Origin of the sequence: Microcystis aeruginosa NIES-843, from assembly GCF_000010625.1 — a bacterium.
GTDB classification, from domain to species: domain Bacteria; phylum Cyanobacteriota; class Cyanobacteriia; order Cyanobacteriales; family Microcystaceae; genus Microcystis; species Microcystis aeruginosa.
On the sequence record NC_010296.1, the window covers coordinates 1411017 to 1433081 of the forward strand.

At 43.6% G+C, this 22065-nt stretch carries 19 protein-coding genes and 1 pseudogene; 9 read left to right on the forward strand and 11 right to left on the reverse strand.

The genetic code is table 11. From position 1 onward, the window contains the following. Window positions 1–95: 95 nt before the first annotated feature. Both MAE_RS06920 and MAE_RS06925 read right to left on the reverse strand, forming a co-directional pair. Entirely contained in the window at window positions 96–932 is an 837-nt protein-coding gene (locus MAE_RS06920) for a sulfotransferase family protein (protein ID WP_012264934.1), read from the reverse strand. 119 nt (window positions 933–1051) lie between these two features. Then, window positions 1052–2335, reverse strand: a complete 1284-nt coding sequence (locus tag MAE_RS06925) for an aspartate aminotransferase family protein (RefSeq protein WP_002798689.1) — start codon at window positions 2333–2335, stop codon at window positions 1052–1054. 126 nt (window positions 2336–2461) lie between these two features. Between MAE_RS06925 and MAE_RS06930 the strand changes: the two genes are divergently transcribed. Then, complete coding sequence (locus MAE_RS06930; RefSeq protein WP_002798690.1) at window positions 2462–3520, forward strand: potassium channel family protein; 1059 nt, start codon at window positions 2462–2464, stop codon at window positions 3518–3520. Here MAE_RS06930 and MAE_RS06935 read toward each other — a convergent pair whose 3' ends face one another. Both MAE_RS06935 and MAE_RS06940 read right to left on the reverse strand, forming a co-directional pair. After that, complete coding sequence (locus MAE_RS06935) at window positions 3521–3931, reverse strand: PIN domain-containing protein (protein WP_002798691.1); 411 nt, start codon at window positions 3929–3931, stop codon at window positions 3521–3523. It abuts the gene before it with no gap. Then, a complete protein-coding gene (locus tag MAE_RS06940; RefSeq protein ID WP_012264937.1) occupies window positions 3928–4890 on the reverse strand; it encodes a hypothetical protein in 963 nt (320 codons plus the stop codon). Before MAE_RS06940 ends, MAE_RS06935 begins: the two co-directional genes overlap by 4 nt. A gap of 90 nt (window positions 4891–4980) precedes the next feature. Here MAE_RS06940 and MAE_RS06945 point away from each other — a divergent pair. From MAE_RS06945 to MAE_RS06955, 4 genes and pseudogenes are all read left to right on the forward strand, one after another. Then, window positions 4981–6169: pseudogene (locus MAE_RS06945) on the forward strand (RNA-guided endonuclease InsQ/TnpB family protein). 180 nt (window positions 6170–6349) lie between these two features. Next, window positions 6350–6553, forward strand: coding sequence for a hypothetical protein (locus tag MAE_RS28710; RefSeq protein WP_080506945.1), 204 nt, complete (start codon window positions 6350–6352; stop codon window positions 6551–6553). A 70-nt stretch (window positions 6554–6623) separates the two neighbouring features. Then, on the forward strand, window positions 6624–7940 hold the full coding sequence (locus MAE_RS06950) for a type IV pilus twitching motility protein PilT (protein ID WP_012264940.1): 1317 nt from the start codon (window positions 6624–6626) through the stop codon (window positions 7938–7940). 90 nt (window positions 7941–8030) lie between these two features. Next, a complete protein-coding gene (locus tag MAE_RS06955) occupies window positions 8031–8777 on the forward strand; it encodes a circadian clock KaiB family protein (RefSeq protein ID WP_002758959.1) in 747 nt (248 codons plus the stop codon). On the opposite strand, the gene MAE_RS06960 is transcribed toward MAE_RS06955, so the two are convergent. Then, the gene (locus tag MAE_RS06960; protein ID WP_002751038.1) at window positions 8774–8986 is read right to left on the reverse strand and encodes a hypothetical protein; all 213 of its coding nucleotides are present in this window, start codon (window positions 8984–8986) and stop codon (window positions 8774–8776) included. The genes MAE_RS06955 and MAE_RS06960 overlap by 4 nt on opposite strands. Window positions 8987–9057: 71 nt before the next feature. On the opposite strand from MAE_RS06960, the gene MAE_RS06965 reads away from it, so the two are divergent. Continuing rightward, complete coding sequence (locus MAE_RS06965) at window positions 9058–10719, forward strand: M14 family metallopeptidase (RefSeq protein WP_012264942.1); 1662 nt, start codon at window positions 9058–9060, stop codon at window positions 10717–10719. On the opposite strand, the gene MAE_RS06970 is transcribed toward MAE_RS06965, so the two are convergent. From MAE_RS06970 to MAE_RS06980, 3 genes are all read right to left on the reverse strand, one after another. Continuing rightward, window positions 10714–11181, reverse strand: coding sequence for a retroviral-like aspartic protease family protein (locus MAE_RS06970; protein WP_012264943.1), 468 nt, complete (start codon window positions 11179–11181; stop codon window positions 10714–10716). The genes MAE_RS06965 and MAE_RS06970 overlap by 6 nt on opposite strands. Before the next feature lie 65 nt (window positions 11182–11246). Next, window positions 11247–12239 (reverse strand): pentapeptide repeat-containing protein, encoded by a 993-nt coding sequence (locus tag MAE_RS06975; RefSeq protein ID WP_012264944.1) that lies wholly within the window; start codon window positions 12237–12239, stop codon window positions 11247–11249. A 33-nt stretch (window positions 12240–12272) separates the two neighbouring features. Continuing rightward, window positions 12273–13481, reverse strand: a complete 1209-nt coding sequence (locus MAE_RS06980; protein WP_012264945.1) for a hypothetical protein — start codon at window positions 13479–13481, stop codon at window positions 12273–12275. Between the two features lie 362 nt (window positions 13482–13843). Here MAE_RS06980 and MAE_RS06985 point away from each other — a divergent pair, with 362 nt between their 5' ends. Then, the gene (locus MAE_RS06985; RefSeq protein WP_002798699.1) at window positions 13844–14641 is read left to right on the forward strand and encodes a glutathione S-transferase family protein; all 798 of its coding nucleotides are present in this window, start codon (window positions 13844–13846) and stop codon (window positions 14639–14641) included. Window positions 14642–16399: 1758 nt separating this feature from the next. Here MAE_RS06985 and nblR read toward each other — a convergent pair. From nblR to MAE_RS33200, 3 genes are all read right to left on the reverse strand, one after another. Further along, a complete protein-coding gene (gene nblR / locus MAE_RS06990; RefSeq protein ID WP_012264946.1) occupies window positions 16400–17089 on the reverse strand; it encodes a response regulator transcription factor NblR in 690 nt (229 codons plus the stop codon). A gap of 41 nt (window positions 17090–17130) precedes the next feature. After that, entirely contained in the window at window positions 17131–17640 is a 510-nt protein-coding gene (locus tag MAE_RS06995) for a hypothetical protein (RefSeq protein ID WP_041803900.1), read from the reverse strand. A gap of 68 nt (window positions 17641–17708) precedes the next feature. Further along, window positions 17709–17873, reverse strand: a complete 165-nt coding sequence (locus MAE_RS33200) for a hypothetical protein (RefSeq protein WP_158303495.1) — start codon at window positions 17871–17873, stop codon at window positions 17709–17711. A gap of 520 nt (window positions 17874–18393) precedes the next feature. Here MAE_RS33200 and MAE_RS07005 point away from each other — a divergent pair. Next, on the forward strand, window positions 18394–19293 hold the full coding sequence (locus tag MAE_RS07005) for an RluA family pseudouridine synthase (protein ID WP_012264949.1): 900 nt from the start codon (window positions 18394–18396) through the stop codon (window positions 19291–19293). 452 nt (window positions 19294–19745) lie between these two features. Further along, window positions 19746–21908: a molecular chaperone DnaK gene (gene dnaK / locus MAE_RS07010; RefSeq protein WP_012264951.1), complete on the forward strand. Its 2163-nt coding sequence runs from the start codon at window positions 19746–19748 to the stop codon at window positions 21906–21908. The last annotated feature ends 157 nt before the right edge of the window (window positions 21909–22065 follow it).

Consider the following 22065-nt stretch of genomic DNA (forward strand, 5'->3'; position numbering starts at 1 on the left):
CTTAGGGTGTGTTAACGAATTGTAACACACCTTGAAAATATTTAATCTTAGTGCATTACTTACAAAAAAAATAAGTGAGGAATGATAGAATTTATTTAATTACTTGATAATTTGTCAAGTATTGGGTAGTTATAATCTTGCATCACTGATTGACAAATTTGATTAATTGTCTCGACATCTTGTTCATTTAAACCTTTTAAGCTATTGGTTTTTGTAGGATTGATCGGTCGATAAGTTCTTGTCCCACCGGCTAAAGATTTACTAGGATTTACCTCATGAAAATTAAGCAAATTATCATGCCACTCAATCTCTAGAAAGTTAACTATATCTTCTAAAGTTTCCCGAGGATTGGTTATTAAATTTTCATAGGACAACTTAAAAACACTAAAGCCACTATCTTCCATAAACTTAGTATAGCTATTTTTATAAGACCAGTAAATTGCTCCTAATTCAATTGTTGATAGTTTATCGAGATCGTACTGTCCTAAAGTTTCAGGATAAAACGGTTTGAGGCGCTCAATTTCTGTTTTGGCACATCTTTCAATCCAATTAGTTCGTGAACGAGAATTAACCAGATTAAGCATTGAGGCAATTGCGCTATAGGGATTTCTCACAGGCCAAACTATTTTTGCTTTAAGATAAAACTTTTTCAAAAAGTCTAGTTTATTAGAATGCTCCAACATTTTCAAGCAAAGGTACTCTTTCTTTAACTTAGCTAACATCAATCGTTGAGCTGAGGGAAAAGGATAGGGACTAGGAAATTCTGATTCATCTATACTGTGAATCTGGGGATGAGCGTTGAGAATAGATAGTAGTAAATTTGTTCCACTTCTTTGACAGCCAAAAATAAAAAACAAGTTGCCAGAAAATCTTGGAGCAAACGTTCTTAAAGTGACTAAGTTTCTGAGATGATACTTGATTTCCTCATTCATATTTTTATCCTGTTTCTACATCAGCCTTCTTATCCTACAACAAACTGATGCGTTAGGACAAGAGAAAGATAATTTTTGTTGCCAAAAAATCAATGATTGCCTAACGCATCTGACCCCCATTAAACCACTTTAGCGATGGCTGCTTCTAGCTTATCCATAGCCTCATCTACTTCTGTTTCCGAGACAATTAAAGGAGGTACAAAACGGAGAACTTTCGGACCTGCGGGGGCAATTAATAAACCCTCTGCCAAGGCTGCATTAACAATAGTAGATGAAACCAACTCACTTTCTGAATTAATTTCCATACCATTAATTAAACCCCAACCGCGCACATCGACAAATAGATGGGGATATTGAGAAGCAATCACGCGTAAACGGCTGCGTAATTGTTCCCCTCGCTGCTGGACATTTTCGAGAAGATGATCCCGTTCAATGGTTTGTAATACTGTTAAAGCTGAGGCACAAGCGAAAGGATTACCTCCAAAGGTACTCGCATGACTACCCGGTTCAAACACATCACAGAATTTTCTGCACATCATCGCACCGATGGGAATACCACCCGCTAAACCCTTAGCAGAAGTGAAAATATCCGGTTCCACTCCTAAATTCTCATAACCCCAGAGTTTACCAGTTCTTCCGACTCCCACCTGTACTTCATCAAAGACAAGCAAAATGTTATTTTCGTCGCAAATTTGCCGTAAACGTTGGAAATATTCGATATCCCCTGGACGAACTCCCCCTTCACCCTGCAAGGGTTCCAACATAATCGCAGCCACACGACGATTACCCTCATCGAGATCAGCGATCGCATTTTCCACCGCTTCGATATCATTATAGGGAATATAGGCAAACCCCGGCATCAGGGGTTCAAAGTCTTTTTGATACTTCGGTTGACCGGTTGCGGTGATGGTGGCTAAAGTCCGACCGTGAAAACTAGCGTGAGCGGTTAAAATAACTGGCTGTTCGAGGAAATCTAGCACCGTATGGGCATATTTCCGTACTAATTTAATCGCCGCTTCGTTCGCTTCCGCACCAGAATTACAGAAAAAGACTTTATCAGCGCAGGAATGATCGACAATCCATTTAGCTAGTTCCCCTTGTTCGGGAATATAGTATAAATTCGAGACATGATGGAGTTTTTGGATTTGCTGACTAACCACTTCAATTAAAGCAGGGTGCGCGTGACCGAGGGTACAGGTGGCAATTCCTGCGACAAAATCAAGGTATTGTTTCCCGGAAGTATCCCAGAGAAGACAGCCTAACCCTTTGGCGATCGCAATGGGAAAACGACCATAAGTATTCATCACATAGCTGTTAAAACTATCTCGATCGAAGGGTTGATTCGGGTTTAAATTGGGAGTGGGATCAACTAGGGTTGGTTCTAAAAGGGTTTCTGGACTCACTGGGGAACTCCTGCGCGATTAGACATAGGGGAAATTATAATCAAATCCGTCTGAGAAGGACGGGTTATTTAGATTAAAAACTGATTTTATTGTAATTTACTAGACAGTCTTAGGGGTGAATTTTGCTTGTCCATCAGTGAAGATAAATATCGTCGTCTGCGTCAGGAATTAATCGGGGGAATTTTTGCCCTGATTGTGGTGTTTTTGCTGGGTACGCTTTGGTATCATCTGATCGAGGGTTGGAGTTGGCTAGATTCGGCCTATATGACGATTAGTACCCTCGCTACCGTCGGTTTTGGCGAAATTAATCCCCTAGGTGAACGGGGACGACTGTTTACAATGGTTTTGATCGTGATGGGAGTAATCACGATCGGTTATATTGTTAATCGCTTGACCGAAGCTTTAATTCAAGGCTATTTTCAAGAGGGACTCAAACAGAGACAGGAGAAACGCGTGATCGATCGACTATCGGAACACTATATCATCTGTGGTTTGGGTCGCACGGGGAGACAGGTGGCGATCGAATTTTACGCCGAAAATATTCCTTTTGTAGTTATTGATACGGACCCCCTACAGGTAAATCGGGCCAAAGAATTAAATTATATTGTTGTTCAAGGAGATGCTACCTTAGATAAATCTTTACAAATGGCAGGAATCGAACGCGCTATTTGTATTGTGGCCGCTTTAACTTCCGATGCGGAGAATTTATATACAGTTTTGTCTGCTAAAACTCTTAATCCGAAAATCCGCGCCATTGCTAGGGCCAGTACCGAAGAAGCAGTACAAAAATTACAACGGGCCGGGGCCGATGCGGTGGTATCTCCCTATATTACCGGCGGTAGAAGATTAGCGGCCGCGGCCCTACGACCCCAGGTGATGGATTTTGTTGATGGGATTTTAACTGGAACCGATCGATCATTTTATATGGAAGAATTTTTAATCGATCCGAGGACTTGTCCCTGTGTCGGTTTAAGTCTTAGTCAAGCACATTTAAGATCTCGATCGGGGGCTTTAGTTTTGGCTATACGTCGCGCTGATGGTACGCTAATCGGGGGACCGACTGGCGATACGGAATTAATGGCCGGGGATCTGTTAATTTGTATGGGAACGGCCGAACAATTACGCAGTTTAACTCAGATTTTAATCCCTATGCGCTCGGATGGTTTACGTTTACCGAAGCATTAGTTAAAGAATCGATAAAAAATCGGCTGGTAGCATTGCGGGAACAGGGGCAGCGGCAAAATCTCTTAGGTTTCGCATTATGATTATTTCTAGCTTTTCCGATTCAGCAACGGCACTGGTAACGGCATCTTCAAAATCTTTCATCTGACTTGCCAATGCTTGCCTAATTATTGCATCTGTCACCCTAGCAACTTGCAAATTCTCTAGAAGAATTATCACCAACTTTCTTGAGCTTTCTCTTCCATTTTCTCTAGACAAAATATAATAAATATTAGTGACGGCATGACCAGAAATATATCCTTGAGTTTTACCTGTCTTAACTGTATTTAATGCTTGTACAGATGCTTGAAAATGTGGTTCACGCTTACCCAAAACATCTAGCAATACATCACTATCGAATAGGACTCGTTTCACCGATACTTCTCCACTAAATAATCAATATACGATTCTTTTGGGTCTTCTGGTCTTAAATCGACAACCCCCACTAAGTCTCTTGTCCAAGGATCAAGATCGCTTAAGTCATCTGTTAGGGAATGAGAAGTAGTTTCTGAGGATACATTCTGACGAAAAACACGCCCATATTCTAATGCTTTCTCAAAAACCTCCTGATCAGAAATTGATCCAGAAAGATTATCTAACCAGTTTTCAGACGAAGATTTTTCAGTTTCTAAATCGACCAAACCTGTTAAATTTTGTGTAGAGGCATCAATATCATTGAAATTATCTGTTAGGGAATGAGAGGTAGTTTCTGAGGATACATTCTTAGGATTAAATCGCTCTTGAATTCTGAAAATTATTAAACTGTAATAGGCTCTCAGTTGGGTGACTAAAGATTTGTCAGTATCTTGGAAATATTCGGTTATAGTACGATGAGAAACCGATAGAGCATTTTTAGCTCCCTGGTAAATTTGCTCTAATTCTGAATCGGCAAACATATCAATAAACACATCTATCGTTTCCGAGAGAATGCGTGAACCTTCCACCACTCTGATTAAATCGGCTTTTTCCTCACCAGTCTTTCCCTCATTGATCTGAGCAAGGCTGATAAATAATTGATTATAGGCAGTAATTTGATTAGTAAATTGGTCTATATATTGGATTAATTCCAGTGCCGAAACCTCATTCTTATATTGTTCCCATACCTGAAACCATAGTTGATTAATTTGACAAAATATATCGGCTCTTGCTTGATAAGTTTTAGAGTTATCCTTAACTTGCTCAAATAAAATTTTAGTTTCTTGTAGTAAATTATCCAGTATGATTCGATCAGAATCGGTGACAATTCGATCGAGTTTATCTGTAATATCTTGCAGATTTTCTAACAAAAATTGTCCTAAATTTTCCCGTTCGACTGAACTTGGCAGACTATTCATCGAAAATTTGGGTCTGAAACCCCGTCGTTCTACGACGGCTTTACTGTTAAATATTAGAACATTTACGAAATATATGCTAGAATGTGAGACATGGAAAAAGCCTATTCTTACCGATTTTACCCCACACCAGAACAAGAGTCGCTATTGCGGCGCACTTTGGGCTGTGTAAGATTGGTTTACAATAAGGCACTCCATCTCAGAACACAAGCTTGGTATGAAAGACAAGAAAGAGTAGGATATACTGAAACTTCTTCAATGTTGACCGAGTGGAAAAAGCAAGAAGAATTAGACTTTCTCAATGAAGTAAGCTGTGTACCTTTACAACAAGGCTTAAGACATTTACAAACAGCTTTTACTAATTTCTTTGCTGGTCGTACTAAGTATCCTAACTTTAAGAAAAAACATCAGGGAGGAAGTGCCGAATTTACCAAATCTGCTTTTAAATTTAAAGACAAACAAATCTATTTAGCTAAATGCACAGAACCTTTACCTATTCGGTGGTCAAGACAAATACCAGACGGATGTGAACCAAGCACAGTAACAGTCAGATTACATCCTTCTGGACGTTGGCATATTTCAATTAGATTTGATGACCCAACGATTAAGCCTCTACCAGTAACAGATAAAGCCATCGGAATTGACTTAGGAATTAGTAGCCTCGTGATTACCAGCGATGGCGATAAAGTATCTAATCCCAAGCATTTTAAAAAGCATTATCGGAGACTGCGAAGAGCATCTAAAAGTCTTTCTCGAAAACAGAAAGGGTCAAAAAATCGGGAAAAAGCGAGAATCAAAGTAGCCAAGATTCACGCTCGAATCACCGATAACAGAAAAGACCATTTACACAAGCTAACCACTCAATTAGTTCGTGAAAACCAAACGATTGTGGTTGAGAATTTAGCCGTCAAGAATATGGTCAAAAACCCGAAATTATCTCAGGCAATATCTGATGTAAGCTGGGGAGAAATTACCCGACAATTAGCCTATAAATGCCGTTGGTATGGGAGAAATTACATCGAAATAGATAGATGGTTTCCTAGCTCTAAAAGGTGTAGTAATTGCGGGTATATTGCCCTTGAAAATGCCGTTAAATGTTCGAGAGTGGGACTGTCCAGACTGTGGGACTCACCATGACCGAGATATTAACGCCAGTAAAAATATTTTGGCCGCAGGGCTTGCGGTGTCAGTCCGGGTCGCGACTATAAGACCAGAACAGAGTAAATCTGTTAAGGCAGGTGCGAAAAATCCTTCGGGAAAGAAACAGAAACCTAAATCGTGAGGTTTGGGAATCACCGTCCGTTCACGGCGGTGAGGATGTCAACGTATTTACCTCTCCTAAAACTGACGATCAAACAGAAATGAGTAGTCAAAATCATCAGCCCTAAACCTCGATTGTAACAATTTTAGGGTCTAAATCCTGTTTAAAAGGTATAGGAGAGGGGGAATTATAAATTATGAAGTGGGGAAGTGGGGAAGTGGGGAAGTGGGGAAGTGGGGAAGTGGGGAAGTAGGGAAGTGGGGAAGTAGGGAAGTGGGAAGAATAAATAAAAATAATCTCCTGTCTCCTGTCTCCTGTCTCCTGTCTCCTGTCTCCTGTCTCCTGTCTCTTGACTCGGAGACTACTGGCTCCTTGCTCCTCAATCTAGCGTCTGTGAGGAATTGAGAAATTGAGGATGATTTGATAGGATGTTAGTACAATCGGGGAATAGTAAAGAAAAAACCCCCTATTGCTCATGAGTCAAAATCCCAATTCTTCCTCGCGACCACTGCAGCCGCTGCCGGTTCCCTCCATGCCGATACCTCCCTCAGAAATCACGGGAACCAGCACGGGGACAACTCAAGAAATGACGCAACAAGTGGCGACACCGACCAAAAACGTGCCGAATATGCCGCAAAATGGTCAAATTTACGCCCCACGTCCTCCCCAAAATCGCGCTCCCAGTCAGGCTGCTTCTCCCCAAACCCCACCCCGGCCGGGTCGCGCTCCCAATCAACCCACCTTAGAACATTTGATCCGGATGGCCTTTGATCGGGGTTATTCGGACGTTCACCTAGGAGTTGGAGAACAACCCCGGATGCGGGATCGTGGTGAAATGATTATTCTCAACTATCCTGAAATTGACATCAACACTTTTTATAGTTGGTTACGGGAAATCCTAGGAGAAGAAGAAATCCTTCGCTTTAAAAAAGATCTAGAGTTTGACGGTGCAACTCAGTACGAATTCGCTAGGGTGCGGATTAATATCTTTGAAAGTCTGCGCGGTCCGGGGATGGTTTTGCGTCTAATTCCCCTGAAAATCCTCACTGTGGAACAATTGGGCTTACCGGCTGTGTTCCGGAATGTGTGCGATGTGCATAAGGGATTGATTTTAATCACCGGTCCGACGGGTTCAGGGAAATCCACCACCCTAGCAGCCATGGTCGATTACATAAATAAAGAACACGCCAAACATATTATCACCATCGAAGACCCGATCGAATTTGTCCATCAAAGTCGTCGCAGTTTGATCAAACAAAAGGAAGTGGGAATACACACCCATGAGTTCGATAATGCCCTAAAAGCCTCTTTGCGGGAAGACCCAGATATTATTCTGGTGGGGGAGATGCGGGACAAATCCACCGTTAATACTGCCCTGAAAGCTGCCCAAACTGGTCACTTAGTTATGGGAACCCTGCACACCAACAGCGCCGTTAAAACCCTGGAGCGGATTTTAACTCTTTATACCGCCGAGGAACGGGAATCGATGCGGGTGGCGATCGCAGAATCCTTGGTTTGTATTATTTCCCAGGGTTTATGTCGCACCACCGACAGTAAACGGACCGCTTTTCACGATATTCTCGTCAACACAGAAACCGTCAAAGATTACATTTGCAGCGGCAAAAATGACGAAATTATCGAATTAATGAGAGATGGCGAATATGATGGCATGATTACCACTAATCAATCTCTGTTTAACCTCTATCAAGAGGGACGGATTAGCGATGAGGTCGCCCTGGAAATGTCCCCGGTTCCCAATGAAATGGCGATGATGCTGCGGGGTAGAATCTAGAAAAACCCTGAAGGAAATCCTTGAGGGGTCAAGAGTTTAGTAGTCTAGAAAAATAGAAGCTCCTATTGATTCCCTAGGGGAACCCCTCAAGTGACCACTTCCGCGATTGTGTTGCCCGATATTTTTAAAGGCATCGCCCTGTTTACCCCCGGGGGCGACCTGATTTACTGTATCGATCCTGATAAACAAACTCATTGGCATCTGAATCTCTGCGCTGCTCTCCAGTCCGCTTTAGGGTTGCCAGAACCCCCCCATTTTTTAGTTCCTAGTTTTACCGCTACCATCGATCGCTGGCGAGATCCCTACAGTCACCGTATTCATACTAGAGCCGAAGTCTATCCCCTTGTCCGTCGCTATCAGCCTTTATTAAATGCTATTTTCGCCACGGACGAGCGAGCTTGGTTTACTGTACCTTGGCAGGAACAATCCTCTAATCCCACTATCTTAGAAACCTATCGTCAGCAGTTTCCCCAACTTTGGCAATCCCACGATCTGATTCTCCGTTATCAGGAGCGCCCCGCAACGACTTCGGGGATTAGTGCTGACTCTGACTATACTAACCCTAGTCCCAAGGGTTATGTTTTGCGGTTATTTGTCTCCGGCAATAATGCCAATACTAAACACACCCTAGAATCGATCCATCAGCTTCTAGAGCGAGAATTACACCATCCCTATACCCTGAAAGTGATCGATATCTCTAAGCATCCAGAACAAGCGGAATCTAATCATGTCTCTGCTATTCCCACTTTAGTCCGGGTTTGGCCGCAACCGGTGAAACGCATCATCGGCGAATTTGAGGATTTACCGCGAGTATTACAGATTATCGCCACCGCTTAGGGTTTAAAGACTTCTGACTCGATTCCTCGCCACCATTCGCCCAATTTCATTAAGTCTTGCTGAATATCATCCAATTCTTGGATATATTCCTGTTGGGAAAGACTAGCGCGACGTTCTTGCAGTTTTTTGAGACGCAATTGCACCAACAGCCAAGGCTTAGAAATACCGTTAGTTTCTTCAATATAGCGAGCAATATCCTGACTATCCATAGTTTTTACTGTTATTATCCTATATTTTGTCAAATTAACCTGAGACTCCTTTTTTTTAGTTGCAGAAGATTATGTTTGATTTTAGCCACTATTACCCCTACGCCGAATTAGTTTCTTTCCTCAAAAACCTAGCCTCATCCTATCCTAATTTAATTAGCCTCACCTCGATCGGTAAAAGCTACGAAAATCGAGATATCTGGTTAACTACCCTAACAAATCAAGCCACAGGCCATTATTTAGAAAAACCTGCCTATTGGATCGATGCTAACACCCATGCGGGGGAAGTAACAGGCTCTGCCGTCGCTCTCTACACTATCTCCCATCTTTTGCGCCAATACGGTCATAATTCCCAAATTACCAGACTTCTTGACCATTACACTGTCTATATTTTGCCGCGATTAGCCGTGGATGGAGCGGAAAAATATCTCACTACTCCCTATCTGTTACGCTCGAGTATTCGCCCCTATCCCCACACGGATGAGAAACCGGGGCTATATCCTGAAGATATTAACGGCGATGGTTTAATTCTACAAATGCGCCAAAAAGATACCTGTGGCGCTTGGAAAATTTCTGAACAAGATCCTCGCATTATGGTGCGTCGCGAACCGGAGGAATTTGAGGGAACTTTTTACACTTTGCTCACCGAAGGTTTAATCCGCGATTACGATGGCTATAATTTTACCACTGCCCCCACCCTAGAGGGCCTGGATTTTAACCGCAATTATCCCGTTTATTGGGTTCCTGAAGGGGAACAACAGGGGGCCGGAGATTTTCCTTTTTCGGAGCCAGAAACCCGTGCAGAAGCGGAATTTTGGGCAAATAACACTAATATTAATGGCTTCGTTACCTATCATACCTATTCAGCAGTCATGTTGCGTCCCTATAGCACCCATCCCGATGAATATTTCCCCGTGGAAGACTTAGAAATGTATAAATATATTGCTGACAAGGGAAAAGCAATGACTGGTTATGAATGCGTTTCTGTCTATCACGATTTTCGTTATCATCCCAAAGAAGTGACTAACGGTGCCATGGATGATTACGGTTACGATCATTTTGGTTGGTATGGTTTTACGGTGGAGTTATGGGATGCACCCACCCAAGCGGGAGTGAAAAAAGATGATTATATTCAATGGTTTCGCTGGCATCCTTTGGAAGATGAATTGAAGTTACAGCGTTGGAATGATGAGAATTTGGCGGGAAAGGGTTTTATTAATTGGCAAAGTTTTGATCACCCCCAATTGGGAGAGGTGGAAATTGGCGGTTGGGACTTTAAAAATGTCTGGCAAAATGCCCCAGAAAAGTATTTACCAGATTTATGTGAGAAACAATGTCAGTTTACTATTGCCCATGCTTTAATGTCACCTCTTTTAGCTATCTCTCGTCTTGATCTTAAGTCGGAGGGAAATGGTATTTATCATCTGGTTTTACAGTTAGAAAATCAGGGATTTTTACCCACTTATACCAGTAAAAAGGCACTGGAAAGAAAGATCGTTCGTCCCATTCAAGTCAAGTTAAATTTAGCCGATGAGGTGAGTTTAATAGTGGGAAAATTAGAGCAGGAAATCGGTCACTTAGAAGGGCGATCAAATAAAGTATATAGTAGCCTCGCTCATGGTTTAGATTATCGCTGTACGGTGGAATGGGTGATTAAAGGAGTTTCTGGTCAAGAAATCGAGATTATCGCTATAGCTGAAAGAGCCGGAACAGTCAGACAAAAAGTGATTTTATAGAGCTATTTTGTTCGATAAAATTGTTAAATAAGTCTCGTTAGATTCCGTGGGTAAAACTCGTAGTTTTTGGCTGCGAAGATCTGGTTCTAATCCCAAAGCTTCTAAAGGAATTACTCCTAATAAGTTGTTTTGACCTCCAGGTAATTCCAAACATTCAAAAGTCCCTTCCCGTCCCGCAATAATCAAGGTGGCATCGCGAAAAATTCTCGCTTTTCCTATGCCTTTAGCCGTAGCCACATCTACTTCTTTTAAAAGCTGTAAACCCAAGCGGGAGATGACTTCCGGCACCAGACAAAGAGTAGTTGCCCCCGTATCCACCAAGACATTTTCTAGGGTAAGAGAGCGAATTTGTTCCGGTGCGATCATACCATCCTCCGCACGAATTTGATCGGCGCGATTAATAACTGTAATGCTGGTGTAGATTTTGCCCATATCTTCTGTAATAACTGCTGGCTCAACCATAAGATTACCCTCAATTCTACCTTCAATTATACCGGAATAATTGCCAACAACACTGTCTGGTAATTTTAATTATTAATCCGGCCATCGGGCATAATTGCACCGCGGAAGTTAACTCCCATCAGATTAGCACTCATTAACTCGGCACGAGTTAGATTAGCATTGCTTAAATCGGCACCGGTGAGATTTGCTCTAGCCAAGAAAGCATCGACTAAATACGCTTCGCTGAAATTAACTCCTGAAAGATTAGCCCTTCTTAAGTCAGCATGATTCATTCTTGCTGCTTGAAAATTAGCTTGACTAAGATTAGCTCGCTCGAATTTTATTTGAGTCATAATTGCACTATGGAAATTTGCCTGCATTGCTTCCGTATCGGTCATTTTTGACCGCACTAAATTGGCTCCCGCTAGATTTGCCCCCACTAAATGCGCCCCGATTAAATTAGCATCAGTAAGTAAAGCATCTTGGAGATTAGCATTAGTTAAATCCGCTTTTCTGAGGTCAACATTGCACAAATTAGCCTCCTTTAAATTGGCTCCTACTAGATTTGCTCGCACCAGATCAACCCCTTTCATATTAGCCCCTTGCAGGTCGGCGCAGGAGAAATTAGCTCCTTGTAAATTAGTGTTATGATTTTTATTTTCCTGACGCATATTTGTTCCCCGCAAACAAGCACCAGTGAGGTTAGCACCACTTAAATTAGCCCCCCGTAAATCCGCCCCGATTAAGTTAGCATCAAGTAACGTCGCTAGGGTTATATCGGTATCACGAAGATTAGCCCCTTGTAGCATCGCTCCGTGTAAATTGGCACTGCGTAAATCTGCCCCATTTAAGTCAGCTTGGTTGAGACTAGCACCGCTTAAATTAGCTGTCACAAGATTAGCTTGAGCGAGATTAGCCCGGTTAAGATAGGTAAAGAGAAGATTGGCTCCGTGCAGATCTGCTTCATTTAAAACAATGCCAATTAAGTCAGCACCAACTAAATTAACTCCTGGTAATTTTAAGCCACTAAATTGAGTTTCTCCCGCGGCATAACGTGCAATTAATTCGTTGGGTTTCATAGGTAGAATATCCAGATAAATTTTAGTAAAAAATTAAAGAATTTTTCGTAAAGTTTGCACCAGAATACTGACGGTTTGAACGTTAGCATCCGGATCCATTTGGGTTTGAGCAATATTGTATAGTTGAATTTCGATATCCTTGAGAGATTTCCCACTTTGGATGAGTTGTTGTAGTAAATCTTCTAGGGTATAACTTCGCAGAGTTGACCAATCTTGACCGCTCCGATCCCAAGGATGAAATAGGAGCGAGAAAATCAATATTTTGGCTCGTAAAGGATTAGCATACTGGAAAATTTCTAAACGAGTTTCAAAGGGGTCATAGGCGGTAATTTGTGGGAAATTACTGGTATTGTTATTTGAGGAAGCCGGCTCGGCCAAGGGCAATTCCATTCCTACTTGCGGTTCATTTAGATTGATAATCGAAGAGGCAAAATCCACAGGTTCACTTCTAGAGGGGGAGAAACATCTGGTTTTAGCCGCAGAATCAGAATCATTCTTTAGATGAACTATTTGATTGTTCAAGATTTGACTTTTTGACTCATTATCCTCTTCTTCGTCATCGTTATCATTATCGTAAAGAGGCTCTAGTTCGGTAAGAATAATATCGGCTAGGGCTAGGTAGAGAGCTTTTTTATTAATCTTTTCGGCAACTTGCTTGAAAGTTTGTCGCAAGCTTAGGAAATTGGGATTGTTTCGCTGAAGTTCTAAAACAATATTTTTTAAGCCATAATTATTAATCACCGCTTGATCGTTTTCCCAACGATTTTTACAAGCGGCAAACATTAATTTTTGAATTCTCGCTGTCTCTCGATGATTTTCTATTCCACTAACCACCTGTCTTAATAAATTATCTTCCTCGTTGTTGACATCATTATTAACGGTGGTGAAGCTAGGGTTAACTTCTGGCTCTACCAGTAATAATTGATTGTCGTAGGCGGCAGCAATATTACTATATAATTGACTGATTTGCTCGATAATAACCGTGGCTACTCCCAGATAAACTTTAGGACGATTGAGGGTTTTAACTAATTTATAAACAGAAAAAGTTAATTGTTCTTTATTGGTTTTCAGTTGCACTAACTCCTTCACCAAGTCTTCCATAGCCACAGTGTTCAAAATATTAGGCTCATTTTCCCAATATTTTTTACAGATACAAAAGATTAATTTTTTGATCCGTAATTTTTCTTCGTGGCTGTCGAGATAGCGAACTACATCATTAAAAACGTCGATGGATAATTGCATAGTAACCTCTGATCCGAGAAAGGAGCCAGCCCTCGCACGCCTCTACTATAGCGGTATGCTATTGGTCTCTCGCGAGTCAGCTTGCCAGAATATATAAGTTATTCCTCGCTTTTAGTGCCTGAAAATATCCTAACCTAAAAGCGTGGCACTATTGAGTTGGGGTTGCTGGATCTGGTCTATCTTCCCTAAGAGTACCCAGCCTAATTCCTAAAATTAGCAAACGATTATTTTTTCGCCTGGCTCGTTTTTAGTACAAATGTTCAGACAAAATCGGAGTAAAGTCTTTAAGTTTAGACGACCGATGCCCGATAGGGTTAGAGTAATCAGGGAGAAACTGATTTATCGAGAGGCCATATCATCCCATGCTAGAACTCTACCAATTTGAATTATCTGCCTATTGTGAGAAAGTCCGTCTCATCCTCGACTATAAAGGACTTGCCTATAAAAAAAGGGACGTGGTGCCGGGGGTGGGACAATTGGAATTATTCCGTCTTTCCGGACAGCGACAGGTTCCCGTCCTCAAGGATGGCGATACTTATATTGCTGACTCGACGGAGATTGCTTTTTATCTCGATCGCAAGTATCCTGAAAAACCAATTATCCCCACAGATCCCCTACAACGGGGTCAATGTTTATTAATCGAAGAATGGGCCGATGAATCCCTGGGATTAAAAGGAAGAACCGCTTTTCTCGGCGCTTTTGCCCAAAATCAAAACTTTCGTACCGCTTTTTTACCCCAGGAAACTCCCGGTTTTATGCGCTTGTTGCTGGGTTCTATGCCGGGGGAATTAATTGATATTTTGGGGGCAGGTGTAGGTCTGGGAAAAGATGCTATCAATACAGCGAAAAAGGGGCTACAACAGGATTTAGAGGCTTTGAACCTCATTTTAACCAATCGTCCCTATTTAGTCGGTGATCAGCCCACTTTAGCCGATTTAGCCGTGGCGGGATTAAGTGTACTGCTTCAGTTTCCCCAGGGTTCCTATCTCAACTTGCCCAGGGAATTGCAAGGCAAGGGGATTCCGGGGTTAGCCGATAATAGCGCCTACGAGGGCTTTTTTGCTTGGCGCGACCGTCTTTATAGTCAATACCGTCAAACTATCACCCCGGGAAGTTCCACCCCTCCTATCGATTCCCCCAACTCCATCCAGATTGAATAGCAGCGCTTGACTAGGCTGGTGGGGTTTGGGGTGTAGGGTGTGGGGTGTAGGGTGTGGGGTGTGGGGTGTGGGGTGTAGGGTGTGGGGTGTGGGGTGTAGGGTGTGGGGTGTAGGGTGTGGGGTGTGGTGCGATTCGTTGGCTAGAAACTAGACAGTAAGACGTTTAGAGGATTAGCCGCTTGGTAAATGTAGTACCTTGATAACTTTATAACCCTACAGGTGCGGGTTAGTAATAACCTTAGTCCTGTCCTCTAGATGCCTAGAGTGACGGCATTTCCTGCTGCTTTAGACTTGGTACATCTGAGGTAGTGAGCGAGGAAAAAAAAGCGGTATCTGATAGCCTAAATCAGAAACCCGTTGAGCCAGAACCTATGGATAGCCCTGGGGCGAAGATACGAATTAACCATCGTCAACACCCACGAGCCAAAAGGCTGACAGGCTCGAAACAAAAGTTAACAGAGTTGGGGCTGATAGCTCATACCACTATCAGTAAGGCATTCCCGTTACTCTGTTGTGGACAGTATCATCCTAAGGGTTCAACCAATGGTTATAGGGAACGAAGTAACCCTGATTGACTCTGCCCGTTCGGGGCAGTAGGAAACCATCCGCAAGTCAATAGAGGGAGAGGATGTCCTTAAAAGCCAAGGCTTTGAGTAATATCAAAGATATGCTGACAAAGGACGGGTAACTAGGAAGTCTAAGCAACAATCAACGGTCATATACGCCCTAAAACCAACAATCTTGTCTGGTGGGGATACAGCCAAGAGGGTTGAATAGACAAGGAAATAATAATTCCCATTATTATTCTACTAATGACAGTAGCCTAGTTACTCAGGAGCCGGATACGGCGAAAGTCGTAAGTCCGGTTTTGAAGCAGGGGGTGGGAAGGCGACTTCCTGCTCTACTGTAACGTGCGATTCGTTGGCTAGAAACTAGACAGTAAGACGTTTAGAGGATTAGCCGCTTGGTAAATGTAGTACCTTGATAACTTTATAACCCTACAGGTGCGGGTTAGTAATAACCTTAGTCCTGTCCTCTAGATGCCTAGAGTGACGGCATTTCCTGCTGCTTTAGACTTGGTACATCTGAGGTAGTGAGCGAGGAAAAAAAAGCGGTATCTGATAGCCTAAATCAGAAACCCGTTGAGCCAGAACCTATGGATAGCCCTGGGGCGAAGATACGAATTAACCATCGTCAACACCCACGAGCCAAAAGGCTGACAGGCTCGAAACAAAAGTTAACAGAGTTGGGGCTGATAGCTCATACCACTATCAGTAAGGCATTCCCGTTACTCTGTTGTGGACAGTATCATCCTAAGGGTTCAACCAATGGTTATAGGGAACGAAGTAACCCTGATTGACTCTGCCCGTTCGGGGCAGTAGGAAACCATCCGCAAGTCAATAGAGGGAGAGGATGTCCTTAAAAGCCAAGGCTTTGAGTAATATCAAAGATATGCTGACAAAGGACGGGTAACTAGGAAGTCTAAGCAACAATCAACGGTCATATACGCCCTAAAACCAACAATCTTGTCTGGTGGGGATACAGCCAAGAGGGTTGAATAGACAAGGAAATAATAATTCCCATTATTATTCTACTAATGACAGTAGCCTAGTTACTCAGGAGCCGGATACGGCGAAAGTCGTAAGTCCGGTTTTGAAGCAGGGGGTGGGAAGGCGACTTCCTGCTCTACTGTAACGGGAGATTAAATAAAAGCAATCTACTGATCACTGATCACTGATCACTGATTACTGATTACTGTTAAGATTCCCGTAAAACGTAGCCCACACCACGCACGGTATGAATGAGGCGTTTTTGACCACCAGCCTCCATCTTCAGGCGTAAATAGCGAATATACACCTCAATAACGTTTGATTCTCCTTGAAATTCGTCTCCCCAGACATTTTCGAGAATTTGATCCCTCGATAATACTTCTTTGGGGTGAATCATGAGGTAGCGCAGCAGTTCAAATTCCTTCATCGTCAACTCAATATTTTTGTTTTTATAGGAGAGACGACGACTGGCTAAATCTAATACTAAGTCACCGAAACCCAATTGTTCGGGGGTAATTTCCAGAGGTTGCAGGTAAAAACGGATTAATTTGAGAAAAGATTGCGAATTATAGGGTTTGAGAAAATAATCGTCGGCTCCCGCTTCCAAACAGGCGAGACGTTCTTCTAGGGTTTCTTGAGATACTAACAAAATAATATAAACGCGACTTCCCTGGGAACGTAAACGACTACAAAAATTCACACCGGCCTCCGCTGCGAGGAAGCGATCGAGTATAATCATCGCTGGCTGCCAACTTTTCACTTCTGGGAAAGCGATATCAATGCTAGGCACGATCAGGGGACGATAACCTGCTTCTTTCAAGTCCGCACTAGCTAGTTTAGCGATATTCTCCTCAATTCCCACCAAGAGAATTGAAGAACTCGGAACGGATGTACTCATAAATCAGCAGCGGTAAAGAAATAGGAAAGATAGGGAGGGGACTACCTAATTATAGTTAATTGATTCTTGCCTAACCGATTTAATAAAAAAGTTAACGCTGTGGTGCGTTGGACAAAATTACCATTGATAGACCAACCAGTCACTCGATCGGGGGACGACCAGAGGCTAAGATGATCTACAGGTGGATCTGCATAAAAATTTTCTTGACCGCTACCCAATAAACAGGAACTCCAATGGGTAAAATAATCGTGACTAAGGCGATAAATGGGAAAATTACCGATTAATGGCACTCCCCACCCGTCCAGAGCTATTAAAGCGGCAATTTTTGCCCCTTGAGCTTGCCAATAATGAGCTAAAGCGATCGCATTTACCACCCCCGCACTAAACCCAATCAAGGTTAGAGCTTCTCCCGGTGAAAAAGCTTCATTTAAGCAAGAAAAAGGCGAAATAATAATATAGGAAGGTAATTTGACCGATTTGCTCCCCAGATGTCCTAAAAAATCCTCGGTCAATCTAGAATCATGAAAACCCGTACAAATTACCAAAGACATAAAGTTAAGTAAAAATCTATGAGGGGTCAGTTATCAGTTATCAGTAATCAGTTATCAGTAATCAGTCATCAGTCATCAGTTTTTTCTCCCTGCTCCCCTACTCCGTCTCCCCACACCCTACATCCCACACCCCACACCCCACACCCCACACCCCACACCCCACACCCCACACCCCACTTCCCCACTTCCCCACTTCCCCACTTCCCCACTTCCCCACTTCCCCACTTCCCCACTTCCCCACTTCCCACTCTGCCATAACTACTCCTACATACTTTGTGCTTTTTGTCAAAAAAACTTTTTCTTTGCAATAAAACTACACAAAAAAAAGATCATCGTTGTGGGTGAAATTGACTGATTTACCTGTCTTAATTGGGATTACCTTGTAGGTGTGGCAAGGGTTTCAACCATTGCTGTCCAAAAAAGCCAAGAATAACCCATTATGAAATTCAGTAAAATCGCTGTAACCATTGTAACATCGTTGTTAAATAAAAATCTTTCTCAATTAATTCTTAAGAATTTGTAAATATTGCGGAATGTTAATTTAAATATTCTCAAGCTTTTGGGGTCAATAAATAATTTTTGCTTATCTTTGTCGAACATTGAGTTAGGAGATAGGAGTCAGAAGTCAGGAGTCAGGAGTCAGGAGATTATTTTTATTTATTCTTCCTACACCCCACACCCCACACCCTACACCCCACACCCCACACCCTACACCCCACACCCCACACCCCACACCCCACACCCACTACCCCAATGCCCAATCAAGGTTGGATTTATCGAGATAAAATTAGCAAAAATCAGGCAGGATTAAGCTTATTAGCCTACTATACGGGCAAATATTGCCATTCTAGCCCAGAAGAATGGCTCGATCGCATTTTATCGGCAGCAATTCTAGTCAACGGTCGTCCCGCTTGCCCCGATACAGTCTTGGAAATCGGGCAGCAATTGACCTATCAGCGCCCGCCGTGGACAGAACCGGAAGTGCCGCTCTTTTTTGAGGTACTCTACGAGGATGCCGAGGTGTTAGTGGTGGCGAAACCTTCGGGATTACCGGTGTTAGCGGGGGGTGGATTTCTCGAACATACTCTCATCCATCTGGTACATCAGCATTATGCCGAGGTCACTCCCTATCCAATTCATCGTCTTGGTCGCGGCACTTCGGGCATAGTCTTAATGGCGAAATCAAAGCCCGCTAGAGCTAAATTGAGTCAACAGATGCGGGAGGGGAAAATTACTAAAATATATCGAGCTTTAGTTGGTCAGGGCGACATACCAGATAATTTTACTATTAATCAAGCGATCGGGAAAATCGCCCATCCCATTTTAGGCCATGTTTACGGTGCGCTCACAGATGGGTTATCGGCCCGCAGTGATGGTCGAGTCTTAAAAAAACATCCCGATAGTACCCTATTAGAAGTAAGAATTTTTACGGGCAGACCCCATCAAATTCGCATTCATCTGGCCTTTTTTGGCTATCCTTTAATCGGTGATCCCTTGTATGGTCTGGGGGGATTACCGCGACCGGATGCAGTACCGGGAGATTGTGGTTATTATCTCCATGCCAATCAAATCGTTTTTAATCATCCCAGTACAGGGGAAAGAATCTCTATTTGTTGTCAGGCCCCGCCGGAATTAGTGGATAGGGCTGGCTGAATAAATCTAAAAACCTTGTTGGGTAAGACTTTTAGACTTTTTGGAAACCAAAAAGTGCCAGATCCCGGAGTGATCGGGTGGAAAATTCAGGTACTTTTTCCCTGAAAATTAGGTAATTGACCCCCTCAAAATCGCTAAAACCCTACACCCTACACCCCACACCCCACACCCCACACCCCACACCCCACACCCCACACCCCACACCCTACACCCTACACCCTGCCCCCAGGAAAAACTTTTTGCCGCAGACCCTATTGAAAACCCCCCAAGCCCGATCGCCAGCGATCACTAAAAGACCACTTCGGTAATCACACCCTCAATCGCCCCGAACCGAGAGCGAGAAACTAAGACAATTCGATACAATATTGTCAACAAGCATTAAGCGATTTAAACTATCGATCGAAGGTAAAAGTCCCGAAGTTATCGAAATCTAGGGGGAGACAAAAACAAGCATGGGTAGAGTAGTAGGCATTGATCTAGGGACAACTAACTCCGTCGTCGCCGTGATGGAAGGCGGAAAGCCAGTGGTCATCGCCAACTCGGAGGGCATGAGAACCACCCCTTCTGTGGTCGGTTTTAATAAAGATGGGGAGTTAGTGGTCGGTCAAATGGCCCGGCGACAAGGGGTACTCAATCCCCAAAACACCTACTATGGAGTCAAACGCTACATAGGTCGTCGCTACTCGGAATTAAACCCCGAATCGAAGCGCGTCCCCTACACCATCCGCCGGGACGAGATGGGCAATATCAAAATTAAATGCCCCCGTCTGCAAAAAGAATTCGCCCCCGAAGAAATTTCCGCCCTAATTTTACGCCGATTAGCCGAAGAAGCCAGCCGTTATCTGGGGGAAGAAGTTACCGGGGCCGTAATCACCGTCCCCGCCTATTTTAACGACTCCCAACGTCAAGCCACCCGGGATGCGGGCCGAATTGCGGGGTTAGAAGTGATGCGGATTCTCAACGAACCCACCGCCGCCGCCCTGGCCTACGGTCTCGATGAACAAGAAAGCAAGAAAATCCTCGTTTTTGACCTGGGAGGCGGTACTTTTGATGTTTCTATCCTGGAAGTGGGTGACGGCGTTTTTGAGGTGAAAGCCACCAGTGGCGACACCCAATTAGGCGGAAATGATTTCGATAAAAGAATCGTCGATTGGTTAGCCAATCAATTTTTGGAACAGGAAGGCGTGGAGCTGCGCCAAGACCGGCAAGCCCTACAAAGACTCACAGAAGCGGCAGAAAAAGCCAAAATAGAACTGTCTGGTGTCAGCGTCACCGATATTAATCTGCCCTTTATCATCGCCACGGAAGACGGACCCAAACACATCGAAACTCGCCTGAGTCGGGCCCAATTTGAGGAATTATGCGGCGATTTAATCAGTCGTCTCCGTCGTCCTCTCAAACGCGCCCTTTCTGATGCCGGTTTGTCCCCCGTCCAACTAGACGAAGTGGTACTGGTGGGCGGCGGCACGCGGATGCCGGTGGTTAAGGATTTGGTGCGGAGTTTTATCGATAGGGAACCCAATCAAAATGTTAACCCTGATGAGGTTGTAGCGGTCGGGGCGGCTATTCAAGCGGGAATTTTGGGCGGCGAGGTCAAAGACGTGCTGCTCCTCGATGTTACCCCTTTATCCTTGGGTTTAGAAACCATCGGCGGTGTGATGAAAAAGTTAATCCCCCGCAATACCACTATTCCCGTCCGCAGAGCTGACCTTTTTTCCACTTCCGAAAATAATCAAACTGTGGTGGAAATCCACGTTTTGCAGGGGGAAAGGGAAATGGCCAGCGATAATAAATCCCTGGGACGTTTTAAATTAACCGGTATCCCCCCCGCGCCCCGGGGTATTCCGCAAGTGCAGGTGTCCCTCGATATCGATGCTAACGGTATTCTACAAGTCACCGCTAGGGATAAAATGACCGGACGGGAGCAAAGTGTCACCATTCAAGGCGCTTCTACCCTCAGCGAAGGGGAAATTAACCGCATGATCGGCGATGCTGCCCGATTTGCCGAAGCAGATCGTACCCGTCGCGAAAAGGTCGATAAACGCAATCGCGCCCGCTCTCTGGTGGATCAAGCCCAACGACGCTTAAAAGATGTTACTCTCGATTTTGGTAATGAGTTTACCCGTTCCTATCGTCGTCAAATTGAGTCTTTGAGTACGGAAATTATCGACGCTTTGGAGAAAAATGATGACCGTCGCCTTGATCGCGCCCAGGCGGATCTACAGGATGTTATCTATGAATTAAATCGCGAGGTACGGCTACAATACGACGAGGAAGATGAGGGCTTTTTTAGCGCTATTCGCAAGACTTTTACCGGGGATAAGGAAGATGATCTTCCCTCCGAACCGCGCCGCGATCGTTATCGCCAGGATTATCGTCCCAGTACACCGGGTTATCAAAGTGATTATCGACCCAATTATTCGGCTAATCAAGATAGTTATCGCCCCCGCAATCAGGACAATTACTACAATGGCCGCGATAGCGATTGGCAAAGTTCCCCCCGTTCGGAGGAAAAAAGTTATAACAATAGTAAAAGTAACCGCAGCGGCGGCAATCGTTCCCGCAATATTCCCCCCCAAAATAACTGGGATGATGACGATGATGATTGGTTTTAATCAGTGATCAGTAAACAGTGATCAGTAAACAGTAAACAGTAATCAGTAAACAGTAATCAGTAAAAAGACAGTGGGAAACTACTATTTAATACTGCTCGCTTAATACATACTGCTCACTTAGAACTCAAATCTGATCACTGATAACCGATAACTGATA